Annotated in this window: 24 protein-coding genes; 5 read left to right on the top strand and 19 right to left on the bottom strand. The window is 58.2% G+C overall.

The window, feature by feature from the left end; genetic code table 11:
• Positions 1-5: 5 nt before the first annotated feature.
• The 8 genes from ACH2ED_RS23395 to ACH2ED_RS23360 all read right to left on the bottom strand — a co-directional run bounded on the left by ACH2ED_RS23395 (position 6) and on the right by ACH2ED_RS23360 (position 6266).
• Positions 6-812, bottom strand: coding sequence for a class I SAM-dependent methyltransferase (locus ACH2ED_RS23395; RefSeq protein ID WP_395095165.1), 807 nt, complete (start codon positions 810-812; stop codon positions 6-8).
• The gene (gene nuoE, locus ACH2ED_RS23390) at positions 813-1349 is read right to left on the bottom strand and encodes an NADH-quinone oxidoreductase subunit NuoE (RefSeq protein WP_395095164.1); all 537 of its coding nucleotides are present in this window, start codon (positions 1347-1349) and stop codon (positions 813-815) included.
• On the bottom strand, positions 1349-2602 hold the full coding sequence (nuoD, locus tag ACH2ED_RS23385) for an NADH dehydrogenase (quinone) subunit D (RefSeq protein ID WP_395095163.1): 1254 nt from the start codon (positions 2600-2602) through the stop codon (positions 1349-1351). The genes nuoE and nuoD overlap by 1 nt, the downstream gene beginning before the upstream one ends.
• Before the next feature lie 3 nt (positions 2603-2605).
• Positions 2606-3133: an NADH-quinone oxidoreductase subunit C gene (locus tag ACH2ED_RS23380; RefSeq protein ID WP_395095180.1), complete on the bottom strand. Its 528-nt coding sequence runs from the start codon at positions 3131-3133 to the stop codon at positions 2606-2608.
• A gap of 90 nt (positions 3134-3223) precedes the next feature.
• Complete coding sequence (locus ACH2ED_RS23375; RefSeq protein WP_184203798.1) at positions 3224-3697, bottom strand: NADH-quinone oxidoreductase subunit B; 474 nt, start codon at positions 3695-3697, stop codon at positions 3224-3226.
• A 15-nt stretch (positions 3698-3712) separates the two neighbouring features.
• On the bottom strand, positions 3713-4078 hold the full coding sequence (locus tag ACH2ED_RS23370; protein WP_395095162.1) for an NADH-quinone oxidoreductase subunit A: 366 nt from the start codon (positions 4076-4078) through the stop codon (positions 3713-3715).
• A gap of 107 nt (positions 4079-4185) precedes the next feature.
• A complete protein-coding gene (locus ACH2ED_RS23365) occupies positions 4186-4980 on the bottom strand; it encodes an FkbM family methyltransferase (protein WP_395095161.1) in 795 nt (264 codons plus the stop codon).
• Positions 4981-5036: 56 nt separating this feature from the next.
• Positions 5037-6266 carry an MFS transporter gene (locus ACH2ED_RS23360; RefSeq protein ID WP_395095160.1) on the bottom strand — a complete coding sequence of 410 codons (1230 nt, stop codon included), beginning with the start codon at positions 6264-6266 and terminating at the stop codon, positions 5037-5039.
• Between the two features lie 48 nt (positions 6267-6314).
• Here ACH2ED_RS23360 and ACH2ED_RS23355 point away from each other — a divergent pair, with 48 nt between their 5' ends.
• Together ACH2ED_RS23355 and ACH2ED_RS23350 are read left to right on the top strand one after the other, a co-directional pair.
• The gene (locus tag ACH2ED_RS23355) at positions 6315-8138 is read left to right on the top strand and encodes a hypothetical protein (RefSeq protein WP_395095159.1); all 1824 of its coding nucleotides are present in this window, start codon (positions 6315-6317) and stop codon (positions 8136-8138) included.
• 64 nt (positions 8139-8202) lie between these two features.
• Positions 8203-9741 carry a diguanylate cyclase gene (locus tag ACH2ED_RS23350; RefSeq protein ID WP_395095158.1) on the top strand — a complete coding sequence of 513 codons (1539 nt, stop codon included), beginning with the start codon at positions 8203-8205 and terminating at the stop codon, positions 9739-9741.
• Here the strand turns inward: ACH2ED_RS23350 and ACH2ED_RS23345 are convergent.
• From ACH2ED_RS23345 to ACH2ED_RS23330, 4 genes are read right to left on the bottom strand one after another with little or no spacing between them, the layout of a single operon-like run.
• Positions 9725-10162, bottom strand: a complete 438-nt coding sequence (locus tag ACH2ED_RS23345; RefSeq protein ID WP_395095157.1) for an HNH endonuclease — start codon at positions 10160-10162, stop codon at positions 9725-9727. The genes ACH2ED_RS23350 and ACH2ED_RS23345 overlap by 17 nt on opposite strands.
• Positions 10159-10542, bottom strand: a complete 384-nt coding sequence (locus tag ACH2ED_RS23340) for a hypothetical protein (protein WP_395095156.1) — start codon at positions 10540-10542, stop codon at positions 10159-10161. The genes ACH2ED_RS23345 and ACH2ED_RS23340 overlap by 4 nt, the downstream gene beginning before the upstream one ends.
• Positions 10543-10551: 9 nt before the next feature.
• Complete coding sequence (locus ACH2ED_RS23335; RefSeq protein WP_395095155.1) at positions 10552-11085, bottom strand: hypothetical protein; 534 nt, start codon at positions 11083-11085, stop codon at positions 10552-10554.
• Position 11086: 1 nt separating this feature from the next.
• A complete protein-coding gene (locus ACH2ED_RS23330) occupies positions 11087-12970 on the bottom strand; it encodes a YjhG/YagF family D-xylonate dehydratase (protein ID WP_395095154.1) in 1884 nt (627 codons plus the stop codon).
• 42 nt (positions 12971-13012) lie between these two features.
• Between ACH2ED_RS23330 and ACH2ED_RS23325 the strand changes: the two genes are divergently transcribed.
• Both ACH2ED_RS23325 and ACH2ED_RS23320 read left to right on the top strand, forming a co-directional pair.
• On the top strand, positions 13013-13873 hold the full coding sequence (locus ACH2ED_RS23325) for a serine hydrolase (RefSeq protein WP_395095153.1): 861 nt from the start codon (positions 13013-13015) through the stop codon (positions 13871-13873).
• Between the two features lie 41 nt (positions 13874-13914).
• The gene (locus tag ACH2ED_RS23320; protein ID WP_395095152.1) at positions 13915-14511 is read left to right on the top strand and encodes a hypothetical protein; all 597 of its coding nucleotides are present in this window, start codon (positions 13915-13917) and stop codon (positions 14509-14511) included.
• A 2-nt stretch (positions 14512-14513) separates the two neighbouring features.
• Here the strand turns inward: ACH2ED_RS23320 and ACH2ED_RS23315 are convergent, their stop codons facing one another.
• From ACH2ED_RS23315 to tmk, 4 genes are read right to left on the bottom strand one after another with little or no spacing between them, the layout of a single operon-like run.
• Positions 14514-15023, bottom strand: coding sequence for a DUF1287 domain-containing protein (locus ACH2ED_RS23315; RefSeq protein WP_395095151.1), 510 nt, complete (start codon positions 15021-15023; stop codon positions 14514-14516).
• Positions 15020-15508 (bottom strand): DUF1003 domain-containing protein, encoded by a 489-nt coding sequence (locus ACH2ED_RS23310; protein ID WP_395095150.1) that lies wholly within the window; start codon positions 15506-15508, stop codon positions 15020-15022. The genes ACH2ED_RS23315 and ACH2ED_RS23310 overlap by 4 nt, the downstream gene beginning before the upstream one ends.
• 19 nt (positions 15509-15527) lie before the next feature.
• Positions 15528-16388 (bottom strand): YitT family protein, encoded by an 861-nt coding sequence (locus ACH2ED_RS23305; protein WP_395095149.1) that lies wholly within the window; start codon positions 16386-16388, stop codon positions 15528-15530.
• Between the two features lie 8 nt (positions 16389-16396).
• A complete protein-coding gene (gene tmk, locus ACH2ED_RS23300; RefSeq protein WP_395095148.1) occupies positions 16397-17065 on the bottom strand; it encodes a dTMP kinase in 669 nt (222 codons plus the stop codon).
• A gap of 77 nt (positions 17066-17142) precedes the next feature.
• Between tmk and ACH2ED_RS23295 the strand changes: the two genes are divergently transcribed.
• Positions 17143-18660: a sulfatase gene (locus tag ACH2ED_RS23295; protein WP_395095147.1), complete on the top strand. Its 1518-nt coding sequence runs from the start codon at positions 17143-17145 to the stop codon at positions 18658-18660.
• A gap of 169 nt (positions 18661-18829) precedes the next feature.
• On the opposite strand, the gene ACH2ED_RS23290 is transcribed toward ACH2ED_RS23295, so the two are convergent.
• From ACH2ED_RS23290 to ACH2ED_RS23280, 3 genes are all read right to left on the bottom strand, one after another.
• Positions 18830-19183 (bottom strand): lysozyme inhibitor LprI family protein, encoded by a 354-nt coding sequence (locus tag ACH2ED_RS23290; RefSeq protein WP_395095146.1) that lies wholly within the window; start codon positions 19181-19183, stop codon positions 18830-18832.
• A gap of 224 nt (positions 19184-19407) precedes the next feature.
• Complete coding sequence (locus ACH2ED_RS23285) at positions 19408-20277, bottom strand: pentapeptide repeat-containing protein (protein WP_395095145.1); 870 nt, start codon at positions 20275-20277, stop codon at positions 19408-19410.
• Positions 20278-20512: 235 nt separating this feature from the next.
• On the bottom strand, positions 20513-21064 hold the full coding sequence (locus ACH2ED_RS23280) for a pentapeptide repeat-containing protein (RefSeq protein WP_395095144.1): 552 nt from the start codon (positions 21062-21064) through the stop codon (positions 20513-20515).
• Positions 21065-21314: the final 250 nt, after the last annotated feature.

Here is a 21314-nt window from a genome sequence, read left to right as displayed (position 1 = left end):
GTTCATTATCTCGTTCTGGCCTTCAGAAGCATCCACTGCTGATCCGGAGGACGGAACTCCTGCACTAGTTTTGATTGCTCCTCCGCAGTGAATCCCTTCAGCTCCGGGTAGCTATGGGGATCACGCAGGGTTTGTGATAGGCGAGTAAGGGTATGGGACGAGGAAAACGCGGCTTCCAAGCGAGCCGTGGTTCCCTTGCTGAGAAACTCATGGAGTTCGATCAGTATATCGCAGGAGGCGAGCGCGGGACAGGCTACCGGATCCAGGACAAAAGACTCGCACCCCTCACAGTCGCAGATGACAAAGGCTCCCGGAACGAGGATGGTGTTGAGCTCGGCACGACTTGCTTCTATCCGAATCTCGACCTGATCTTGTACCCCGTTCCGCTCTGCGAGCTGGCGACAGAGTGTCCGTGCGTGAGGATCCATATCATAAGCAAATATGCGCGCGGCGGGGAGGGCACGCGCCATTCCCACGGCGTAGTAGCCTTCGGCGCAGCCAATGTCAACAACCACGCGGGGTTGTTGCGCAATGGCATCGTGGACAATGGGGGCTAGCTCAGCCTCATAGGAGCCAATCAGCTTGGGAATAAACATCGAGCCTGTTGCCTCCGCGATATAGCTCATCCCTGAAAAAGGTCCACGCTGTACCGACAGAGGATGCTCTTTCTGGTAGCGTGTCTGAAGCTCCGGCAGGCCCAGGCTCTCCTCGAAGCGTCGGATATGCTCATGCTGGCGTTTGCTCAGCAGAGCCTCCACTTGCTGTGGAGCCACCTTGAGCAGTATGCTCTTGAGTATCGTCTTAAGAGACATCTAAAGCTCCTTCATCTCTGGCAAGCCCGCCTGCGGTGGATTCACAACCTCGCTCGATGCCGTTTTCAGTGTCTCAAGCAGCGCATCCATCCGCTCAAAACTCACATTTTCGTAGTACGTTCCGCCTACCTGCACTGCCGGAGCGTTGCAGCACGCCCCGAGGCACTCGACTCGTGCCAGCGTAAAAATGCCGTCGGTGGTGGTCTCGCCCGTCGCAGAAACTCCCAGACGGCGCTCGCAGTGTTGGATAAGCTGCTCAGCCCCCAGGACCATGCAGCTCACATTGTGGCAGATCTCAATCGCATGCTGGCCGCGCGGCTCTTTATTGTACATCGTGTAGAACGTCGCGACGCCTTGTACATCCGCCGTGGGCAGCTCTAAGTGCACCGCAACTTCTTCCATCGCATCCAGCGGCAGCCAGCCACCATAGACTTCCTGAGCCACCCAGAGAGCGGGCAGAAGCGCCGCCTTCTTGGTGGGGTAGCGCGAGATCAGCTCATCAAGCCGCGCCTTATCCGTCGCCGTGAACTTGCCCATTAACGGTCAATGTCTCCCAGAACGATATCAATCGAGCCGATGATAGCAACCACATCAGCCACCATGCGCCCCTCACACATCTTGGGGAGCGCCTGGAGATTATAAAAACTCGGCCCCTTGATCTTCACACGATAGGGCTTGTTGGAGCCATCGCTGACAATATAGTAAGCCTTCTCGCCGCGCGGCCCCTCAACGGCTCCAATCGCCTCCCCGACCGGCGGATGGTATCCCTCGGTGAAGAGCTTAAAGTGGTGAATCAGTGCCTCCATGGAAGTATCCAGCTCGGCGCGGGGCGGCGGGGCGATTTTGCGATCTGCCGTTCGGACGGGGGCTTTCTCGCCCATCTCCAAAACTTTCGCATACGCCTGCTCGCAGAGCTTGAGCGACTCCCAGAACTCGGCCATGCGTACCCGGTAGCGATCGTAGACATCGCCGTACTGGCCCACGCAAATATCGAAGTCGAACTCCTCATAGCGCGAGTACGGGTTGGTTTTTCTTAAATCAAAGGCGACACCACTTGCCCGCAGGCTCGGCCCCGCCATTCCAAAGGCAATGGCTTCATCGGCGCTGAGCATCCCGATACTGCGCGTGCGCTCGACCCAGATAGGGTTATTGGTGAGTAGCCCCTCGTAGAGCTCGATGCGCGCGGGGAAGTAGTCCATAAATGCCCGAACGCGCTCCAGCCAGCCCTGCGGCGCATCGCCGCGCAGGCCACCCGGACAGATCCAGCTAGTCTTAGTGCGAACGCCCGAGAGATGCTCTTTGAGCTCTAACACTCTATCGCGATCTTGCCAGGTGTAGAAGAACATGCTCATCGCGCCGATATCCAGGGCGTGCGTTCCCAGCCACAGACAGTGCGAGGCGATCCGCTCCAGCTCATTGAGCAGCACGCGCATGTAGTCCGCTTTCGGAGGAATCGCCACTTCCAGCAGCTTCTCGACGGCGAGCGAGTACGCTAAGTTGTTGCACAGATTCGAGAGATAGTCCTCGCGGTCGGTGAGCACCAGAGCTTTATAATAACTCAGGTTCTCCATGGTCTTCTCGATGCCCGTGTGTAGATAGCCAATATGCGGCGTGCAGCGCACCACTGTCTCGCCGTCTAGCTCTAGCACGAGGCGAAGCACGCCGTGGGTAGACGGATGCGAGGGCCCCATGTTGATGGTCATGGTCTCTTGAGCCGTCTCCGGATCCAGATACCGCTCGATCTCAATCCCAGCTTGTGGGACTTTCTCTAAAGATAAAGACGCACTCATGGCTTACTTCGCTTGCTCCCGGACGTTGTGGCTAAACTCAACTTCCTCGCCGCCGAGGGGGAAGTCTTTGCGCAAGGGGTGCCCCACCCAGTCGTCGGGCATGAGGATGCGGCGCATATCGGCGTGGTGGTTGAACGTGATCCCAAACAGATCAAAAATCTCGCGCTCGGCCCACTCCGCCGCCAGCCAGACGCCGCTTGTCGTATCAATGGTCAGATCGTCCTCGCTGACTTGCGCTTTGACGACAACCCGTCGGTAGGTCTTGAGCGAGTAAAGACTGTAGACGACTTCGAAGCGTGGCTCTGTCTCGAAGCCCAACAAGTCCACCCCGAAGATATCGGAGACGAGCTTGTAGTCTAGTGCTGCGTGATCACGCAGAACGGTGAGTAATCCCACGATGCGCTCTTTACGCACCGTCAAAAAATCCTGGCCCCGGAAGCGCTTGCTGGCGACAATCTCCGCACCGTAGCCTGCCTCGACGAGTGCTTTGACTTCCGCCGAGTCCTCGACCGTGAGATTGGATTCAGCCAGGCGCGTCAGGTCAGCCTTAAAAGTCCGCTCACGAATCGCAAGATCTGAACCAGATAGTCCCAGACGAACATCAACGTCTACCATTGTTTGTTAGTATCTCTCGCTAAAGCGCTCTTTATCGATTTTTTTCTGAAGTTCCATGACGGCATGGATCAGTGCGTCGGGGCTGGGTGGGCAGCCGGGGACGTAGATGTCCACGGGGACTATCTGATCCACGCCCTGCACCACGGCGTAGTTGTTAAAAACCCCGCCGTTGGACGCGCAGTCGCCCATCGCGATTACCCACTTGGGGTCGGGCATCTGGTCGTAGACCTGGCGCAGAACCGGGGCCATTTTCTTGCAGACACGCCCGCTGACGATCATCAAATCTGCCTGACGCGGCGAGGCACGAAACGCCTCGGAGCCGAAGCGAGAAAGATCAAAACGACTGTCGGTGGAGGCCATCATCTCAATGGCACAGCACGCGAGCCCAAAAGTCGCAGGCCAAAGTGAGTTCTTACGCCCCCAGTTCACCATCTTGTTCAGTGACGCCGTCAAAAACGGCTGGTCAGTTTCCTGGCTCATAGTAACTCTAACTTCCTAGCCCCACTCGAAGGCGCCGCGACGCCAGATATAGATGTAGCCCACGAACAAAATCGCCACAAACAGCCCCATCTCCGCAAGGTTAAAGAGCATCATGGCACCACTGGTACCATAGGTCACCGCCCAGGGATAGAGAAAGACAGTCTCGATATCGAAGAGGATAAAGAGCATGGCGATGAGATAGAACTTGATCGGGAAACGCTCCCGTGCCGAGCCGATGGGAGTCACGCCGCACTCATACGGACTGTTTTTCTGGGGCGAAGGACGGCGCGGCCCAAGGACAGCGGAGAGCAGAATAAAGACCGCCGAGAGTAAAACGGCGACCAGCCCCATCACCAGAACCGGAATGTAGGAGTTTAGCATGACATATTTTCCGGGCGACAGTTGCCGCCTGACTCTGCGGAGTTTATCACAAACTTCTCTGGCAGACCAATGACGTCCTGCATCTTACCTAAAGAACACTAAGTAATTTAGACAACAGACCCGCACAATATAGGGGTAGAAAGGATATTAAACCTAGAACGAATGGATATAGGAAGCCCCTTGTGGACAGCCAAAACATCTTCGCCTATTAAGAATAGATCATAAAAAGGCGATAACAACTCACTAGAGGCAATTTTTTCTTCAAATGACAAGTGCTTAAACTCAAATAAAATACAGATTGGTTGCGTTTCAGAAAAATCAACCATAGACAACACTTTATAATCATGACCTTCTGTATCAATATGTAATATATCAATTTTATTAATTTTATTAATTTCAATTAATCTAGAAAAAGAAATAATTTTAACATTCTCACTAACAATATAAGGTTCTATTTCAAATTCGCTAAAGTGATGAAGAACATGATCTTTACTAAAAGATCCAACTTGGTCGTACCAATAAGGTATCGTCGGAAACTTAACTTTTGCTTCCTGAGATACCCAGTAAAAATCCAGACTCTCATCCTCACCTACCGCCAGATTCTCAAATGCAAATCGTGAAGACGTTCCGTAGTTTTTTTTCAGACGCTCAAAGACAAAAGGAACTGGTTCAACAAGTAATGCTTTCCATTGCTGATTTTTCATCAATAATCGGTGAATCGGATCATTAGAGGTGCCATCATTCGAGCCAATCTGAACCACTTGAGCTTGCTTTGCCTGCACCATTAATCCCAACCAATATGAAGGATCCTCTTTCCATTTTCCAGTGATTTTTGCCTTCATCCCGACAAGAAAGTCACCTAAAATGGGGACGGATTTGATGTGCCTAAAAATAGATTTCATAAAAGAATAACCAAGTGAGCTTGCCGCGCAAAGTCTACCATAGCCAATCCTTAGAATCAACTTCCATCTGTTTTTGCCATCAGAGCTTTGGGCAAAAAGGGAATCACCAGCAGGACCAGCGCGGTCGTGCTGGCGTTTAGCCAAACGAGGTGGGAGAAGTCAAAGCTGTACTTGGTGAAGAGCGTGGAGCCAATCCAGTCGGAGAGGGAGTTGGTGAGGTTCCAGACACTCATCATGATCGAGTAGCCCAGCGCCTCGCTGCCCTTCGGGGTGCCTCGTGCCGCTAAGTCATAGACTGGCAAGATAGCGAGGGTCTGGGTCATGCCTTCAAGCGCGGTGATCGCGATGGCCGCTCCGGGAGTTTTATAGAAAAGGTAGAAGAGCGTCCCGAGAGCGTGGATCACAATACTGGCGATCAGGAGCGTCTTCATACTGCCTTTCTGGCAGAACTTATGGTAGGCCGTCGCCGTAAGTAGCCCAAACGCTGCCCCGATGAGTGTCAGGCTGCCAAGAAACTGTTTCGAGAGCCCCAGGGTGTCCGTCTGATAGAAAAACAACGGCGTCCCAAAGCCCGGTGAGGCGGCGATGAGAAAGATCATCCCGGCGGCAGCCAGCACCACTTTACTCTGCACTAGCCCTTTGAGCTGCTCCCCCGCCTCGCGCCAGAGGTCTTTGTTGAGAGTGGCCTTTTGCGGCTCCTTCAGCCAGAACCAGACAATCGGAATCAGAGTAAAGTGCAGGGTAGCGGAGAGGCTCAGCGTGAGAAGTAAGGGAAATTTGGCGAGGAAGCCTCCAAGTGGCCCCCCCGCCAGGCTCCCCAAACGAAACATTCCGATCCGCTGCGCCGTGAGCCGCCCCGCTGCAGCAAAGCGCTGCGCTGTCTCGACCATGACGCCGCCAAACGTGGTGGAGATGATCATCACCATGGTGTAGGTCGTGGCAAAAACCGCCAGCATAGTCGTGTAGTTTCGGGGAACGCTTCCTAAGATCAGCCAGCCAATGCCGCAGAAAAACAGGCTCAGGATCAAATACCAGCGACGACGTGTCCCAAAGAGCGGCACGCTATCCGTGAGAATTCCGGCCAGTGGCTTGACATAGTTGCTGAAAACGCCCAGCGCGAAAAACTTCGAGATCTGCTGTGCATCAAGGTGAAGCTCGTCTTTTAAGACGAATTTCAGTGGCAGATCGTAGATGGCGTAGGCAATATTAGTCAGCCCCCAGCCCAGCGCCAGCAGCAGCGCCATCTTCGAAAACGGAAGTGGGTTATTGGGGTTGGGAATTGACATGGTGGATTGTACCGTAACCTCAGCCCGAGCAACTGCGTCCAATGGTCTATGAAGCCAAAACTCAGTCACGCTCTCGCCGTCGTTGCCGGAGCGGTGCTCTTGTTCACGCTGGTTCGCCCAGAGACGGGCTGGCTGGCACGTCTCCATATCGGCGGAGTACTGAGCGGTTCGCGGCCACTGGTTCAAACGCTGAGCGATCTGGGGCTGAAACACGAGGATATCCCGCTCTCCTGGGCGCTTCCTCCGGCACAGCCCGGGCGCAACGAAGCCGCCTACACCCGTGCCCTCGCGGCTCATCCAGCAGACACAACGCTCCAGATTGCCGGAGCCCTCCGTGGCAGAGGCCGCGAAGCGTTGCTAACCGCCCTACGCGTCCTCCCGCCGAGTGCTCCGCGAAATGCGGTGCTCCTGCGCCATGCCTGCCGGGAGGGAATTAGCCTGAAAAATCGTGAGGTGGAACAGGGCAAGCTCTCGTCGGAGCCCAAGGAGGCGAAAGACGGCAAGGTGGACGCAGTGGTGCTGGAGGCCGCTCTGGCCGATGCCCGGCAGGGAGCAGCTCTGGACAGCCAGAACGGCTTTTTTCCCACGATGGAGGCAGTGACGCTCTACGGACTGAAGCGCGACAGCGAGGCCGAGATCGCACTCCACCGAGCGGCGCTCTGCCCAAATTTTGACGATGGCACTCGCACCGAAGTGACGGGAGTCCGAGAGCTCCGGCGGCTGGCACGTGGTCCGCAGCTGGGGATTACTGAGATCGCGCAGGCGGCGGCGACACTCTTCCCCCACTACTCCCTGCTCCGCGCTCTGGCCCGGCTGGCAACGGTGCACGCCGTGGAACACGAGAAGTCGGGCGATATTACCGGCGGTCTTGCCCTGCGCCGCGACACACTTGCCGTTGCCGAGAAGCTCCGCGACCAGTCCAGTAGCCATATCGGCACCTTAGTGGGCACTGCCATGGTCTCCATCTCGCTCACGCGCCCAGGCGGTGCGCCGTCGGTCACCACAAAATCATTGGGACTTCCCCCCGAGTGCGGCGAAGACTGCTCCGAAAAAGAGAGAGAAGCCAACGAAAAGAAGCGCAGTGCCTTGCGCCACGTGGCCCACTTGCGCCAGTGGAGAGAGTTTGCGTTGGCTCATCCGGCCGCGAGCGAGTTTATTGCGCACTTGGAGCAGAGCCAGACGCTCCGAGAGAAAGATAGATCCCTCTACTTCCAAGCCACGGATCGCTCTATCTACGGAATGCCCCGGATAACCGCGCAGCTGGCGCGGCACCTCGTGAGCGTCAATCTCCTGGTGACGCTGGTAATCATCGGTGTACTCGGTGGGCTTTGTGCTCTGGCAACCCGCTTCCTCACGAGCGATTCCGTTGAGCGACAGGCGCTGGGCTGGATTCTGATCCTCACTTTTTGTTACTTGCTTCTGCCGCTGGCACTCTGGCGTGTGCGCAGAGCAAGACTGGCACTTTGTTTTACCCCTCTGGTCTTGCTTGCACTCGGTCTTTGGCTGGAAGCGGGGCTGGCTCCCTGGCTCAGTTTTGCGGGCCTGATCCAGGGGCTCTCCAGCGGCGAGGAAGCTCTCACCGATCTCACCTCCCCTCTATTGATCTGGCTGTTCAGCACAGGGATGGTGCTCTTGCTGCCCGCTCTCTGGCTGGCCGCTCTGGCACTGATCAGCGTCGTGCGCCGCGTGTCGGCAACACGGGGCTTAGTCATAGGGGCGGCACGCACTGCCGTCCCGGTCGCCGCTCTCCTCTTCTTGGCCTACGCTGCGCTTCTACCCTTGGTCGCTGCGGAGGAGCAAAAAATCAAACAAGAGCTTCAGGAACAGACGGCCTCGGAGACGGCCTATCTGGCGCGGCTAGCGGCTCAATAGCAAAAAGGTTTTTTGCATCCTACTCTTCAAAAGCGGTCGCGTGGCTCCGACTATTAAAGCACAATTGAACGACGAATCTCTTAGCTCTATCCATGAGGCGGCTCGCTTGCAGGCGTTAGAGGACTTGCATATCCTAGACACGCCTTCTGAGCGTGCCTACGACGATATCACGAGCCTGGCGGCATTGCTGTGTGTCACGCCCATTAGCCTGGTGAGTCTTGTGGATGAGACCCGACAGTGGTTCAAATCGTGCTACGGGCTTGGCACTCACGAGACACCGCGCGAGTGGGCTTTCTGTGCCCATGCGATCAAAACTCCCGATGAGGTGATGGTTGTCCCTGACGCCCTGGCGGACCCACGCTTTGCCCAAAACCCTCTCGTGACGGGCGAGCCTCGAATTCGCTTCTACGCTGGTGCGCCCCTGGTCAAAGCCAACGGCGCGGTGCTGGGAACCCTTTGTGTTATTGATCGAACTCCCCGCACGCTTAGCAGCGAGCAGCTTGATGCCCTCAAAAAACTGGCCCGGCAGGTGATGACACAGTTTGAGCTGCGCTCCCTGGTGACGGTCGCTCAGGACTCACAGGAGCGCTTTCGCTCCGCTGTGGAGGCAATGCACGACGGTCTGGTGATCCAGGAGAAGAGCGGTAAGATCGTGGTCTGCAATCCGCGTGCCGAAAAGATTCTGGGGCTGACACAGGAGCAGATGATGGGCCGTAGCTCCCTTGACCCGCAGTGGCGGGCGGTTCGCGAGGATGGCAGCCCTTTCCCTGGCGAGCAGCATCCGGCGATGGTTTCTCTCAGGCAGGGAATCGCTCAGCAGGACGTGGTCATGGGGGTCCATAAGCCAAATAACGAGCTCAGTTGGATCTCAATCAACTCCGCACCATTGATGCATCATGGGGAGAGCGAGCCCTACGCCGTTGTCACCACCTTCGACGATATCACTGCGCGGCGCAATTTCGAAGAGATGTCACGCCAGCAGCTTGCACAGCTCAACGATCTCTACCAGCAGCTTGAGAGGCGGCAGGAAGAGCTTGCGAAGCTCAATGAGAACCTGGAAACCCAGGCAACTGTAGATGGCCTCACGGGCCTCAAGAACCACCGTAAGTTCCAGGAGGAGCTGACTGCCCAGTACCACCAGAGTGTTCGCTACCACCAGCCCCTCTCGGTGATCATGCTGGATGTGGACTACTTCAAGCGCTACAACGACACCTACGGCCATCCGGCGGGCGACGTGGTGCTCAAGAAGATCGCACAGGTTCTGCAGACGTCGGCCCGCCGCACCGACTCGGTGGCGCGCTACGGCGGCGAGGAGTTTGTCATTATTCTTCCGCACACCGACCATCAGGGTGCCCAGATCATCGCGGAGCGCTTCCGGGAGGCAGTGGAGCACACTCCCTGGCCCCAACGCCCCGTCACCATCAGCGTCGGTGTCGCCACCTTGAGCCTCACCACCGAGAGCGATCAGCAGCTCATCACCGAGGCCGACCAGGCACTCTACCGCTCCAAGCGCTGGGGTCGCAACCGTGTCACCCACTTCACCGACTGCGCCGACGACCCCGGTAAAGACGTCCCAGAGCCCGACCTCACCGTCTACGGATAGGTCTTATCTCAGCCTGGGGTGGGTGCATTCCCCATACTTCTAGTAAACGGCGGGCTTCGACTGTGGACTCACGATTGAGCTTTAAGCGTTCCACGGTCGCACGGCCTGTTGGTGTCTTGCCAATAATCTCAAGGGTATCGTCGCTCCAGAGAAAGTGATCCTTCCAGACATCACGGCGCGGGTTGTAGAGAGGAGCCATTGTCCCCGTTACCGGATCAATTGCCTGCGTGGCAGCGGCTTTGTGCCCGTTGCAGTGGTCACATGACCAGGCGGTATTTTCGAGATCATCACTTCCACCCGCACTCCGAGGCTGGATATGCTCCACCGCAAACGGCCCTGAGCGGATCAAATCGGGATAGCCACAGTACTCACAGCGCCGCCCTGCTCGCTCCCGTACCTGCGCCCGAAGCGCCTCGGTCATGCCTCGGGTTCCAGCCCCAGCTCGCGAATCAGCTCCAGCAGCCCGACACCGCGCCGCTTTGCTAGCTCCGAAAGCTGCCTGAGTCGCTCCGTCTGGCGCTTCTCGACTTGTGCGACCATTTCCAGATACGCTGGGCGCACTTCCTCAGGCAGAGTTTCCTCACGCATTTGTTTCTGGAGGGCGTGGTAGCGCTCCCAGAACATCTCAGAAAAACCCTCGTTGATCTGTGCCAGAAGCTGTGATTCGGAGAGCATCGGAGCCGTTGCCCAGCGAATCTGAAGCGCTCTGCTAGCCAGCTCTTCTACGGGAAGCCCTTCACGTACTGCATCTTCCACGATACGGCGCTCCGTATCCGGTGGCAAGGTGATTGTAAGACTCATGAAAGCATTTTACCGTTTCTGGCGTCTTGGATCTTGCAAAGGCGGGTTACGGTTGATTATCAGCGGCTTCCTTTCCCAGACCGCTTGATCCAGAAGTAGGTCTAGCAAGTCTAAGGCTACTTTCACTAGAGATGTTCCTGCACCATCCGAACTCTTAATCACACGCTTTTCCGCGCCGCTCTGGATGAGCAGAAAGGCATCGAAAAGTGTCCCGCTTTCATATATGAAGTCGGCTGCATACTGATAGCTATCGGCAAGCGAATTTAGATCGGACTCGGCGAGAAGCTGAAGTAGACTCCAGAGCGGTGCAACCTCGACCTTTCCGGTGCGCTCGCCTTCCAAACCGGAGCCTTCCCCTGCGTAGAAAACGGTACCGTCGGGCTGGAAGGTTGCACAGTAGGCGCGTGTTGTCCCAGAGCGCTCTATCCCCAAAGCCGTAATACCTCCAGGGGGCTTGTTGTCCCGCGAGAGACCAAGCGTTTCCTCACGCCGGTTGGTTTGCTGGCAGTAGAGGTGGAAAAGCTCTGAGGCAGGGGTTGGCATTTTACTTCAGCTTGGCGAGAATACGGTCGGTGTCGTAGACGCAGCCGCCCCAGAGGCCGCCGCTGGCGGTGACGAGGGCGGCCCAGAGGCGGGTGTCGTCGGGGAGCTGGGGGTCGGGGGCTAAATCTGTGCGCAGGGGACGGGTGGCGAAGTCGGGGTCGGAGATTAGGTTGACAGAGGCGGTGAGGTTGACCCGGTCTACGATAATCTCGATGGTGTCGCCATCGCGCACTTTCCCGATGGGGCCGCCCGCAAGCGCTTCGGGGCCGATGTGGCCGATGCACGCGCCGGTGGAGACGCCGCTAAATCTTGCGTCGGTGATGAGCGCGACTTGCTTGCCAAAGGGCAGGAACTTGAGGGCGCTGGTGAGCTGGTAGGTCTCCTCCATGCCCGTCCCAAGCGGCCCACGGCAGGTTAAGACGATGACATCGCCCGCAACAATCTTGCCCCCCTTGATCGCCGCAATCGCATCGCGCTCCGACGTAAAGACTTTCGCCGGGCCGGTCTTGCGGTAGACGCCGTCTGCGCCCACCACCGAGGGGTGGATACTCGTGGCCTTGATGACGCTGCCCTCGGGGGCCAGATTTCCCATCGGAAAGCAGACCGTACTCGTGAGGCCCTTCTTGCGGGCGTGCTCCGGGTCAGAGATCACGTCGTCGGGGTCCACGCCGTCTTTGTCACGGAGAACTTGCCGCACTTTCTCGCGCCGCTCGCTACTCTCCCACTCGGTTAAGTTTTCGCCGATGGTTTTTCCGTTCACCGTCAGGCAATCTAAATGCAGCAGCCCGAGATTTCGCAGATGGAGCATGACTTCGGGGACGCCGCCCGCTAGGTACAGCCGCACCGTCGGATGATCGTTCGGGCCGTTGGGCAGCACGTCCACGAGGCGCGGCACCGAGCGATTGACGCGAATCCAGTCGTCCACGCTGGGGCGCTTCAGCTTGGCGGCGTGCGCAATGGCGGGAATGTGGAGCAGTAAGTTCGTCGAGCCACCGCAGGCCGCGTGCACCAGCATGGCGTTCTCGATGGACTTGTCAGTGAGAATATCCTTGCCCGTGATGCCATTTGCATCGAGCGCCAGCATCGCATTGGCGGTGCGGGTGGCGATATCAAACCAGATTTTTTGACCACTGGGCGCGAGCGCGGCATGAGGAACGGTCAGCCCGAGCGCCTCGGAGACGGCCTGAGCCGTTGCCGCTGTGCCGAAGAACTGACAGCCGCCGCCGGGGGTTGCACAGGCGCGGCAGCCCGCCTCAGCGGCCTCCTTGAGGGTGATGAGCCCGTGGGAGAAACGCGCCCCGATGGTCTGGACTTTGCCCGCATCTTCCCCATGTTCGGGGGGAAGCGTCACGCCGCCCGGCACAATCGCGCACGGCAGATCACGCATCCCGGCAATCGCCATGAGCATTGCGGGGAGTCCTTTGTCACAAGTCGCGACCCCAATCACGCCGCGCCGAGTGGGAAGGCTACGGATCAGCCGACGCAAAACAATCGCGGCATCGTTGCGGTAGGGCAGCGAGTCGAACATTCCCGTTGTGCCCTGGCTCCGACCATCGCACGGGTCGGAGACATAGCCCGCAAAGGGGATCGCCCCGCGCCGCGCTAGCTCCTCGGCGCACTCACGCACCTGCAAGCCCACTTCCCAGTGCCCCGTGTGGTAGCCCAGCGCAATTGGCTTCCCGTCCTCGCCACGCATCCCCCCGAGTGTCGAGAGAATCAAAAACTCCCGCCCGACCACTTTGGAGGGCTCCCAGCCCATCCCCGCGTTCATCGAGAGGCCGAATAAATCGCCCGAGGGCCGCTCCCGCAGCATCTCCTCGGTGAGGGGCAGCTCCCCCACAGGCCCGGCGGCCTTTGTCGCTACATCGTAGATATCGTTACTCACCTCTCCATTCTACCTGCCCCGATGTCAGGTAGAATCTATGCCATGGCATTTGAGCGTTTAGTTTCCGCGCGGCTACGTAAGGAGCTGGAGACAGTGGCAGAGGCGCACCGTGGGGTGCTGGGCTACGTGGTGCACTTCCGAAAGCACGATGAGTGGGCGCTACGCCTGGGCGATGAGCCGTTTCCCACGGCCAGCACGATTAAGCTGGCGATTCTCTGCACTGCAATGGAGCGCATAGACCAGGGGACACTGAAGTACTCCGATACCCGTGAGTACACGGATCAGGACAAGCGAGGTGGGGCGGGCTTTATCCAGAACTACAAGCTGGGTACGAAGCTAGAGGTGAAAGAGCTTCTGCACTTGATGATCACGGTCAGCGACAACACTGCCACGGCGATGATGATCCGCTGGCTCGGGGCGATGGAGATCAATGGCTGGTTGGAGCGCCACGGCTTCATGCAGACACGCCTGCTCTCTCAGCTTCCGCCAGAGCAGACGGCGCTTAAGACACTTGCGGAGAAGTGGGGCCTTGGGATGACCACTCCGCGTGAGATGGTGCGGCTGATGGAGCAGATCGCCGACAACCAGGCCGCTTCCCCAAGCGCCTGTGATGAGATGCGGCGGATCCTGACCCACCAGTACTTCAATGACCTTATCGCCAAGCAGTGCCCGCCCTGGGTCTCGGTGGCGTCCAAGAGTGGTGCGGTGAACAAGAGCCGCTCAGATGTCGGGCTCATTCGCTCTTCCCAGGGTGAGATCACGCTCGCCCTCTTGACCAAAGAGAACGTGGACGAGAGCTGGACAGACACCAATGAGGCGGAGCTCGCGATCAAGAAGATCAGCGCGGCGATCTGGAAATACGACAACCCTCGTGTGGGCTGGAGCCAACCAAAGCAGCTCTGAGGGCCTTGGGAGACGCTCTGCTTGCGCGGTAGAATACAGTTATGTCCTACGAGCAATTTACCCTAGAGATGCTGGAGAATCAGTTTGGACTGACACTGGCGCAGTCAGATAATCTCTTTGGTACAGTCCCTCTCTGCGCTCCCAGCGACTTGCTCACAGCGGTACTCAAACGCCATTTGCCGCTGGTGGTCGGGAAGGGCACGGAGAAAGTGCGCTCGGAGCTGCTGATTGCCCCGATCTTGGTGGAGGCTCGCGAGCTACTGAACGGCCAGATTTCGCTCTTTTCCGGCGTTGCCTTCAACGTGGATCGTAAGAGTGGCCTCCATGGTTTCTGCGACTTTCTTATCAGCCGTGATCCCTTCGTCATTGAGATCAAAGCGCCCGTGATTGCCGTCGCCGAGGCCAAGCGCGAGGACTTGTCTTCGGGGATTGCGCAGTGCCTGGCGGAATTGGTGGCGGCACAGCGCTTCAATGAAAAACGCGGCAAGAGCCAGCCGATCCTCTATGGCGTCTTGACCAGTGGCACGGACTGGCGCTTTTTGAAGCTCGAAGGCACCCAGGCCACGCTTGACCTGCGCGAGTATCCCATCACGGAGCTGGAGAATATCCTCGGCATCTTGGTGTTCATGGCAAGCTAACTCTATCGCTTCGGAAACCGATAGTGTCCAGTAATTTTCCAGGCGAAGAGCCGGTCGTCCTCGCTGGCGGCGGGGCCGATGTTATGGAGGATGAAGTAGCTGCCCTGCGCGTTTTTCCTATCGCTGACAATGCCGCAGTGCGTGAGGCTGGTGGGTGTCAGATCCCAGGTGACGATATCGCCGGGCTGGAAGTCTTTCCCCAAGGGCAGTTGCTGGCCAAAACGTGCGAAGAAAACGCGCAGATTCGGGACGCGCCGGTGGTCAATGCTGGAGTCTGGGCGGCGCAGGCCCCATTTCTTGGGGTAGAGCCCAAAGTTGCGCTTCATGTCCTCGTGGATAAGTTTTTGCAAGTCCACACCGATAGCCCGTAGCGAGCGCACGAGCACATCCGTGCAGGCTCCCTGGCCTTTGGGAACATCGCCGCCGGGGTACTTGAGCGAGACATAGTCCGCGACATACCGATCCCCCACTTGTGCCCGTGCCGCCGCCACAATTTTCTCCGCGACTGTCATCTCTTACTCTCCAGCGCCCGGTGGAGGCTGGCGATCTCTTGCCGGAGCGCGGCGATCTGTCGGTCTTGGTGTAAGAGGTGCTCCATCACAATCGCAATCTCGGTCTCGGCACGCTGATCCACCTCGTAGTCGCGCTGGGCCGTGAGGCGGTCTTTCTCCGCCTGGCGGTTCTGGCTCATCATCACGACCGGGCCGGTGTAGGCCGCTTGGAACGAGAGGACGAGATTAAGCAAGATAAACGGATATGGGTCCCAGGCTTTGAGTAGCGCCGGGTGCAGGGCAAAGTAAACATTGGCCGCAATCCAAAGTGCCAGAAGACAGGACTGGATAATAATAAAGGGCCAGCCGCCCACTGCGCCCGCAATCTTATCGGCAAGACGCTGGCCCGTGCTCTGCTGCTTGGCAAACTCCGTGTTGACATCGCGCACCGGCGGATGGTCGTGCTTCCACTGACCACACGGGCTGATCTCTATCTCATCGTCCATAGAAGCATTCTACGTCACTTTAGCCCTCGCGGTGAAAGCCTTTTCCCAGGACTTCGGCGGCATCGGTGAGGACGATGAAGGCGTCAGGGTCGTGGGTGCGTACGAGCGTACGGAGTTGGGGAACTTCGGCCTGGCCCAAGGCGATGAGGAGCACGGGACGAGGATCGCCGGTGTAGCCGCCGGTGCCGGGAAGAATCGTGAGGCCACGATCCAGCTCAGCGATAACGGCTTGACGGATACTGTCGTGGGCAACGGAGATAACCAAGGCGAGCTTGGTGCGCGAGAAGCCAAGCAGAACCGAGTCGAGGGCGCGGCGCATGACGAAGGCGGCGATCAGGCCGTACATGGCTTTCTCGGCTCCGAAGAGTAGCCCGCCGCCTAGAATCGTGAGGGCATCGAGCGTGAAGATCGCGGTGCTTACTGAGAGTGGTAGGCGCTTGGTGACCAGTCGGGCCAGCAAGGAGTAGCCACCCACCGAGCCGCTCCCGGAGAGCACCAGCCCAAGGCCCGCGCCATAGACCACACCCCCAAAGAGCGCCGCCAGCAGGGGATTGTGGGTGAGTGTCGGAACGGGCCGGGTCAGTAGCATCAGCAGCGGCAGAACCAGCGAGCCCAGCGCCGAGCGCACACCCGCTGCTTTTCCTAGCCCCCAAAAGCCCAACACCAGCAGCGGGAGATTGATCCCCCCCTGCACCCAGGCAGGCTCCCAGCCAAAGCGCCGCTCCAGCAACGTCGAGAGCCCGACCACGCCCCCGGCCACAATATCGTTGCCGTTCATAAAGAGTCGAAAGCCGAGTGCCATTAGGGCACAGCCTGCCACAATGCTCAGTCCATCCCAGAACCCACTTCGCTTGCCACGAGTAAGACTGACCCAATTCATTAGGCCAGTTATACCAGAAGCGTGAGAAATCTCTCGCGTAGCTCGCCCTCAGAGGGAAGCTTTTGCAGAAGTGTTTCTTGAAAGACACGCAGGGCAGCGGCGGCGACGGACTTGAGCGATCCTGAAGCGTCCAGAGTATGGGCCGTGGGCGTCTGCGCAGCCAGAGTCAAGAAAATCGCACGGGCGCGGGTGAGAGCCGCCGGGTCTTCGAAGAGATTGGGCGTGTCGCCGCGCCGCCGGATGCGCTCCCCCCCACTCTGCGCATCGACGTCCAACAGCAGGCAGAGATCAGGCTTGGGCGCAAAAGCTTCGTTGCGGGCGAGAATCTGCGCCCTATCCGCACCGCGTCCGCCTTGGTAGGCCGCGTTGGACCAGTAGTAGCGGTCTAAAATCACCACGCTCCCCTCGGCCAGCGCCGGAGTGATCACGCGCTCGACGTGCTCACGGCGGTCTTTGATAAACAAATCCAGCTCGTCGTCTAGCGTCAGGCGACCCGTGCTGGCGGAGCGGCGCAGCTCCTGACCCCATCTCAGGCTCGTGGGCTCTTTGGAGAGCAGGCAGGCGATCCCGCGCTCGCCGCAGTACTGGGCCAGGAGCGTGCTGACCGAGGTCTTACCCGCCCCATCAATGCCCTCGATGGCGACCAACAAGCCGCCCGGAAGTCGTGTAAGTGGCACGGCGGCATTATAACACGGGATTGCGCCTGCACGTTTACTGTGCAGGACGTCCACGCCGCTGTGTCGAAACAACCCGTATGTCCAAGCGTCCCAATATCTTGCTGATTACCAGCGATCAGCAGCACTTCTCCTGCCTTGGTAGTGTCAATGAAAAGCTTCAGACCCCGGCGCTGGATCGTCTCGCCGACGAAGGCATGCGCTTTGAGCGGGCGTACTGTAATAATCCCGTCTGCTCACCCTCAAGATCCACCATGATCACGGGGCAGTACCCGAGCTGGCACGGCTGCTGGACAATCGGGGTCAAGCTAGGCGAGGACGTGCCTACGGTCGGGGATGTCTTTCGACAGAACGGCTACTTCACGGCGCTCCTGGGAAAAGCGCACTTTCAGCCACTGCATTCCGAGGGCACTCAAATCAGTCTCGAAACGCCCGAAAAGTTCCGCGACTTAGCCTTCTGGCGCGGCTTCACTGGCCCCTGGTACGGCTTTGACTGGATTCAGATCAACCGCAACCATGGCGACGAAGCCTGGGCGGGGCAGCACTACGGCCTCTGGCTGGAGGAGAAAGGCTGCGCTCACTGGGAGGAGTACTTTGCGGGGGGCGGCTCGGAGAAAGAAAAAGCAAAGCCCCGGCGTGGCGCATGGGATATTCCCGAGGCGCTGCACTACTCCGTCTTTGTGGCGGATAAGACCATCGAGGCGATTGACAGAGCCCAAACCGACGACAAGCCCTTCTTCGCCTGGGCAAGCTTCGCCGACCCGCACCCGCCCTATGTCGTCCCCGAACCCTGGGCCTCACTCTACGATCCCGAAGACATGACGCCAGGGACGCTCACCCCGGGCGAGCACGACAAAAACCCGCCGCATTTTGGCGAGACCCAGAAAGAGACGCCGGATTTCTCGCACTGGCAGGAGAGCGGCTACGGCAACCACGGCTTTCACTCGCACCTAACTTCTGAGGCGCAGCAAAAGAAAGACCTCGCGATCTACTACGGCATGATCAGCCTGATGGACCGCGAGATCGGCAGAATTCTGGATGAGCTCGATAAGCGCGGGCTCGCCGACAACACGCTGGTGGTCTTCTCGACGGATCACGGGCATTTTCTTGGCCAGCACGGCCTCTGGTACAAAGGGGCGTTCCACTACGAAGATTTATTACGCCTCCCGTTTCTCGCCCGCTGGCCAGGCCACATCCCCGCAGGCACGGTCTCATCGGCGCTCCAGGCGCTGATTGATCTGCCGGAGACTTTTTTAGATGCCTGCGAAATTCCGATCCCCGGTCAGATGCAGGGTGTCAGTCAGCTTGGGGTCTGGACGGGCGAGGAAGCCTCCGCCCGCGACTCGGTGATTACGGAGTTCCGCCACCAGCCCACCAAGCTCCATCTGCGGACGTTTATCACCGAGCGCTACAAGCTCACGCTCTACCGTGGCGAGGTTTATGGCGAGCTCTTTGACCTACAAGACGACCCCGGCGAGCTAAACAACCGCTTCGCCGACTCCGAGTATGCGCTCATCAAAGCCCAGCTTATGGAGCAGTGGCTCCAAGCCGAGATAGCCCGTGAGCCAACCCGCTTCGCACGGATCGCAGGGGCGTAGACTAGGTGAAAAAGCCTGCCCTCGGGGAATGAGGCTTTAGGAACGGGCGCTAGGGCACTCAACGCGCGCCGTGCTACGGTGCCGCCGATAACACCTCGAGTGAGGAGGGCGAAGGTGCCAAGCTCTGCTGCTCCCGAGCCGGAGGAGGAAGTCATCCCTCGATGCTTGATTAATTCAGCGTCCTTAGAGAGAGTAACCGACGCAGCTCCACAGCGCGCTGGCGGACGAACTCCATCCGCTCAGAGCGCCGATCCACCTGGCCCATCGAACCCTGCGTCGCGTACTTTCGGTCGATAAGCCTGAACTTGGCGTCGCGCTTAACGATCCAGATTCGTTGCTCCTTTTGTAGCTGCCCCTTCTGCGGCGCGGGAAGCTTCGCGAAGAGCGCCTTGTAGACCCGATTAAGTTCGTTATCCCAGAGTCTGTAGCCCTCGATCATTGCAGCGCTCATCCCCCCCGTAGTCGAGTCCCTCTCCAAAAGAGCATCGATCTTTCGGTCAATGTCTGTCTTGTCTTGTATCAATTTTCTTCTCCTGTCGAAATCGCCGAGCCAAGCAACGGTCAGCAATAGTGAGGTTCTACGGATATATTTCTATATCGAGCCTTTTGAAAAAGGTCTTGGTGTTCGTCGTTGTTGTCGTTACGGGTGTCGTTGTTGGCGAGACAAAGTCGCGGGGGCAGAATTCGCTCCTACCCCCACTACGCGCTGTCCCTACCGCCCGGGTGGTATGTGGACGAGGACAAGGGTTAGAGGCCCTTGGTACTCGCGTCTTTAATGATGCCAGTCAGATTCGCCCCAGACAGCTTCGCCCCAGTCAGATCCGCCCTATTCAGACTCGCTCCAGTCAGATTCGCCCCACGCAGATCCGCCCCAGTCAGATTCGCCTGACGCAGATCCGTCTGACGCAGATCCGCCCCAGTCAGATTCGCCTTAGTCAGATTCGCCCCAGTCAGATTCGCCCCAGTCAGATTCGCCTTACTCAGATACGTCCAAGTCAGATTCGCCTTACTCAGATTCGCCCTAATCAGCTTCGCCTCAGTCAGATACGTCCAAGTCAGATCCTCCCTAGTCAGACCAGTCAGAGCGCTCGGAGGCGCACCAGCCATACCCTCCTCAGTCAGACGACCCAGCTTCGCCTTAATCAGCTTCGCCTCAGTCAGATTCGCCCTAATCAGCTTCGCCCCACTCAGATTCGCCTCAGTCAGATCCGCCAGATTCAGATCCGCCCCAGTCAGGTCCGCCCCACGCAGATCCGCCAGACTCACATTCGCCGATGTCAGACGCGCCCCAGGCAGATACGTCCCAACCAGACGCGCCCCACACAGATCCGCCTTGCTCAGATCCTTCCCACTCAGATCCTTCCCGGGCATAAAAGAATTACGCAGGTTCTTGTCTCCCGCACTTGCTTTGTTCGCCCAACAAATGCTTCGCATTTTTTCATCACTAATTTTGCTGCAGTCCTCTGACGCGCCGGGCTTTGCCGCAGCGGGTCGTAAGAGTACCTGCCCGATCATCACGCCCTGGATCAGCAGCAGGGTGGCAAGTACCCGAAAAGGTGCTTTCTGAAAAACGGTCTTTGTTTTCGTCATTGTTGTCGTTGTCGTTGTCGTTGTCATAGCAATAAGCCTCTTTCTCGTTCGTGGTGCGCCGACTACCCATCCGAGAGGAAGGGTGACGGGCAATTTTCATGCACAGGGCGACGGCAGTCGTTGCCTACAAGTATAAAGCAACCTTGTGGTGGGAGGAAGACAAAGTCGCGGCGGTAAGACAAAGTCGCGGGGGCAGAATTCGCTTCTACCCCCACGACGCGCTGTCCCTACCGCCCATGTGGTAGGTGGACGAGGACAAGGGTTAGAGGCCCTTGGTATCCTTGTCTTTCTTGATGCCAGTCAGATCCGCCCCATTAAGAGACGCTCCAGTCAGATTCGCCCCACGCAGATCCGCATTATGCAGCTTCGCCCTATTCAGATTTGCCCCAGTCAGATTCGCCCCACGCAGATCCGCCCCAATCATATTCGCCTGACGCAGATCCGCCTTCTCCAGATGCGCCAGACCCAGATTCGTCCCAGTCAGATTCGCGTTACCCAGATACGCCTTAACCGCACGCGTCGCAGTCATATCCGCATGACTCAGATCCGCATTATTCAGATTCACCCCGTTGAGCCAAGAATCACGCAGGTTCTTGTCTCCCGCCTTTGCTTTTTTTAACCAACAGGCTGTTCGCTGCGGTTCAACACTAATTTTGGTGCAGTCCTCTGACGCGCCGGGCTTTGCCGCAGCGGGTCGTAAGAGTACCTGCCCGATCATCACGCCCTGGATCAGCAGGAGGGTGGCAAGTACCCGAAAAGGTGCTTTCTGAAAAACGGTCTTGGTGTTCGTCGTTGTTGTCGTTGTTGGTGTCATGGCAATGAGCCTCTTTCTCGTTCGTGGTGCGCCGACGCGGGCAATTTCTATGCACGGGGCGACGGCAGTCGATACAGTCTCACTTAATCACAACCCTCCCAAGGTGCCAAGCCTGACCACCAAACCTGCTACATGATCGCCAAACTTTCTACGTTTTAGCGAATAAGGGCGTAAGCCCCTCGGCTTCAGCCGTAGGGATATAAGCCCTGTCGCCTTCCGAGGCGACTGAAGCCGCGTAGCGGCGTTCTGG

The sequence above is a fragment of the Armatimonas sp. genome (genome assembly GCF_043757465.1).
Classification (GTDB): Bacteria; Armatimonadota; Armatimonadia; order Armatimonadales; family Armatimonadaceae; genus Armatimonas.
The sequence above is the reverse complement of the archived record's forward strand: the minus strand, read 5'-3'. Positions and strand labels throughout refer to the sequence as shown.

Bases quoted from the DNA above. Each gene is read 5' to 3' on its own strand.
- ACH2ED_RS23395 (WP_395095165.1), bottom strand. From the start codon at position 812: ATGTCTCTTAAGACGATACTCAAGAGCATACTGCTCAAGGTGGCTCCA.
- nuoE (WP_395095164.1), bottom strand. From the start codon at position 1,349: ATGGGCAAGTTCACGGCGACGGATAAGGCGCGGCTTGATGAGCTGATC.
- nuoD (WP_395095163.1), bottom strand. From the start codon at position 2,602: ATGAGTGCGTCTTTATCTTTAGAGAAAGTCCCACAAGCTGGGATTGAG.
- ACH2ED_RS23375 (WP_184203798.1), bottom strand. From the start codon at position 3,697: ATGAGCCAGGAAACTGACCAGCCGTTTTTGACGGCGTCACTGAACAAG.
- ACH2ED_RS23370 (WP_395095162.1), bottom strand. From the start codon at position 4,078: ATGCTAAACTCCTACATTCCGGTTCTGGTGATGGGGCTGGTCGCCGTT.
- ACH2ED_RS23365 (WP_395095161.1), bottom strand. From the start codon at position 4,980: ATGAAATCTATTTTTAGGCACATCAAATCCGTCCCCATTTTAGGTGAC.
- ACH2ED_RS23360 (WP_395095160.1), bottom strand. From the start codon at position 6,266: ATGTCAATTCCCAACCCCAATAACCCACTTCCGTTTTCGAAGATGGCG.
- ACH2ED_RS23355 (WP_395095159.1), top strand. From the start codon at position 6,315: ATGAAGCCAAAACTCAGTCACGCTCTCGCCGTCGTTGCCGGAGCGGTG.
- ACH2ED_RS23345 (WP_395095157.1), bottom strand. From the start codon at position 10,162: ATGACCGAGGCGCTTCGGGCGCAGGTACGGGAGCGAGCAGGGCGGCGC.
- ACH2ED_RS23340 (WP_395095156.1), bottom strand. From the start codon at position 10,542: ATGAGTCTTACAATCACCTTGCCACCGGATACGGAGCGCCGTATCGTG.
- ACH2ED_RS23335 (WP_395095155.1), bottom strand. From the start codon at position 11,085: ATGCCAACCCCTGCCTCAGAGCTTTTCCACCTCTACTGCCAGCAAACC.
- ACH2ED_RS23325 (WP_395095153.1), top strand. From the start codon at position 13,013: ATGGCATTTGAGCGTTTAGTTTCCGCGCGGCTACGTAAGGAGCTGGAG.
- ACH2ED_RS23320 (WP_395095152.1), top strand. From the start codon at position 13,915: ATGTCCTACGAGCAATTTACCCTAGAGATGCTGGAGAATCAGTTTGGA.
- ACH2ED_RS23315 (WP_395095151.1), bottom strand. From the start codon at position 15,023: ATGACAGTCGCGGAGAAAATTGTGGCGGCGGCACGGGCACAAGTGGGG.
- ACH2ED_RS23310 (WP_395095150.1), bottom strand. From the start codon at position 15,508: ATGGACGATGAGATAGAGATCAGCCCGTGTGGTCAGTGGAAGCACGAC.
- ACH2ED_RS23305 (WP_395095149.1), bottom strand. From the start codon at position 16,388: ATGAATTGGGTCAGTCTTACTCGTGGCAAGCGAAGTGGGTTCTGGGAT.
- ACH2ED_RS23295 (WP_395095147.1), top strand. From the start codon at position 17,143: ATGTCCAAGCGTCCCAATATCTTGCTGATTACCAGCGATCAGCAGCAC.
- ACH2ED_RS23285 (WP_395095145.1), bottom strand. From the start codon at position 20,277: ATGACAACGACAACGACAACGACAACAATGACGAAAACAAAGACCGTT.
- ACH2ED_RS23280 (WP_395095144.1), bottom strand. From the start codon at position 21,064: ATGACACCAACAACGACAACAACGACGAACACCAAGACCGTTTTTCAG.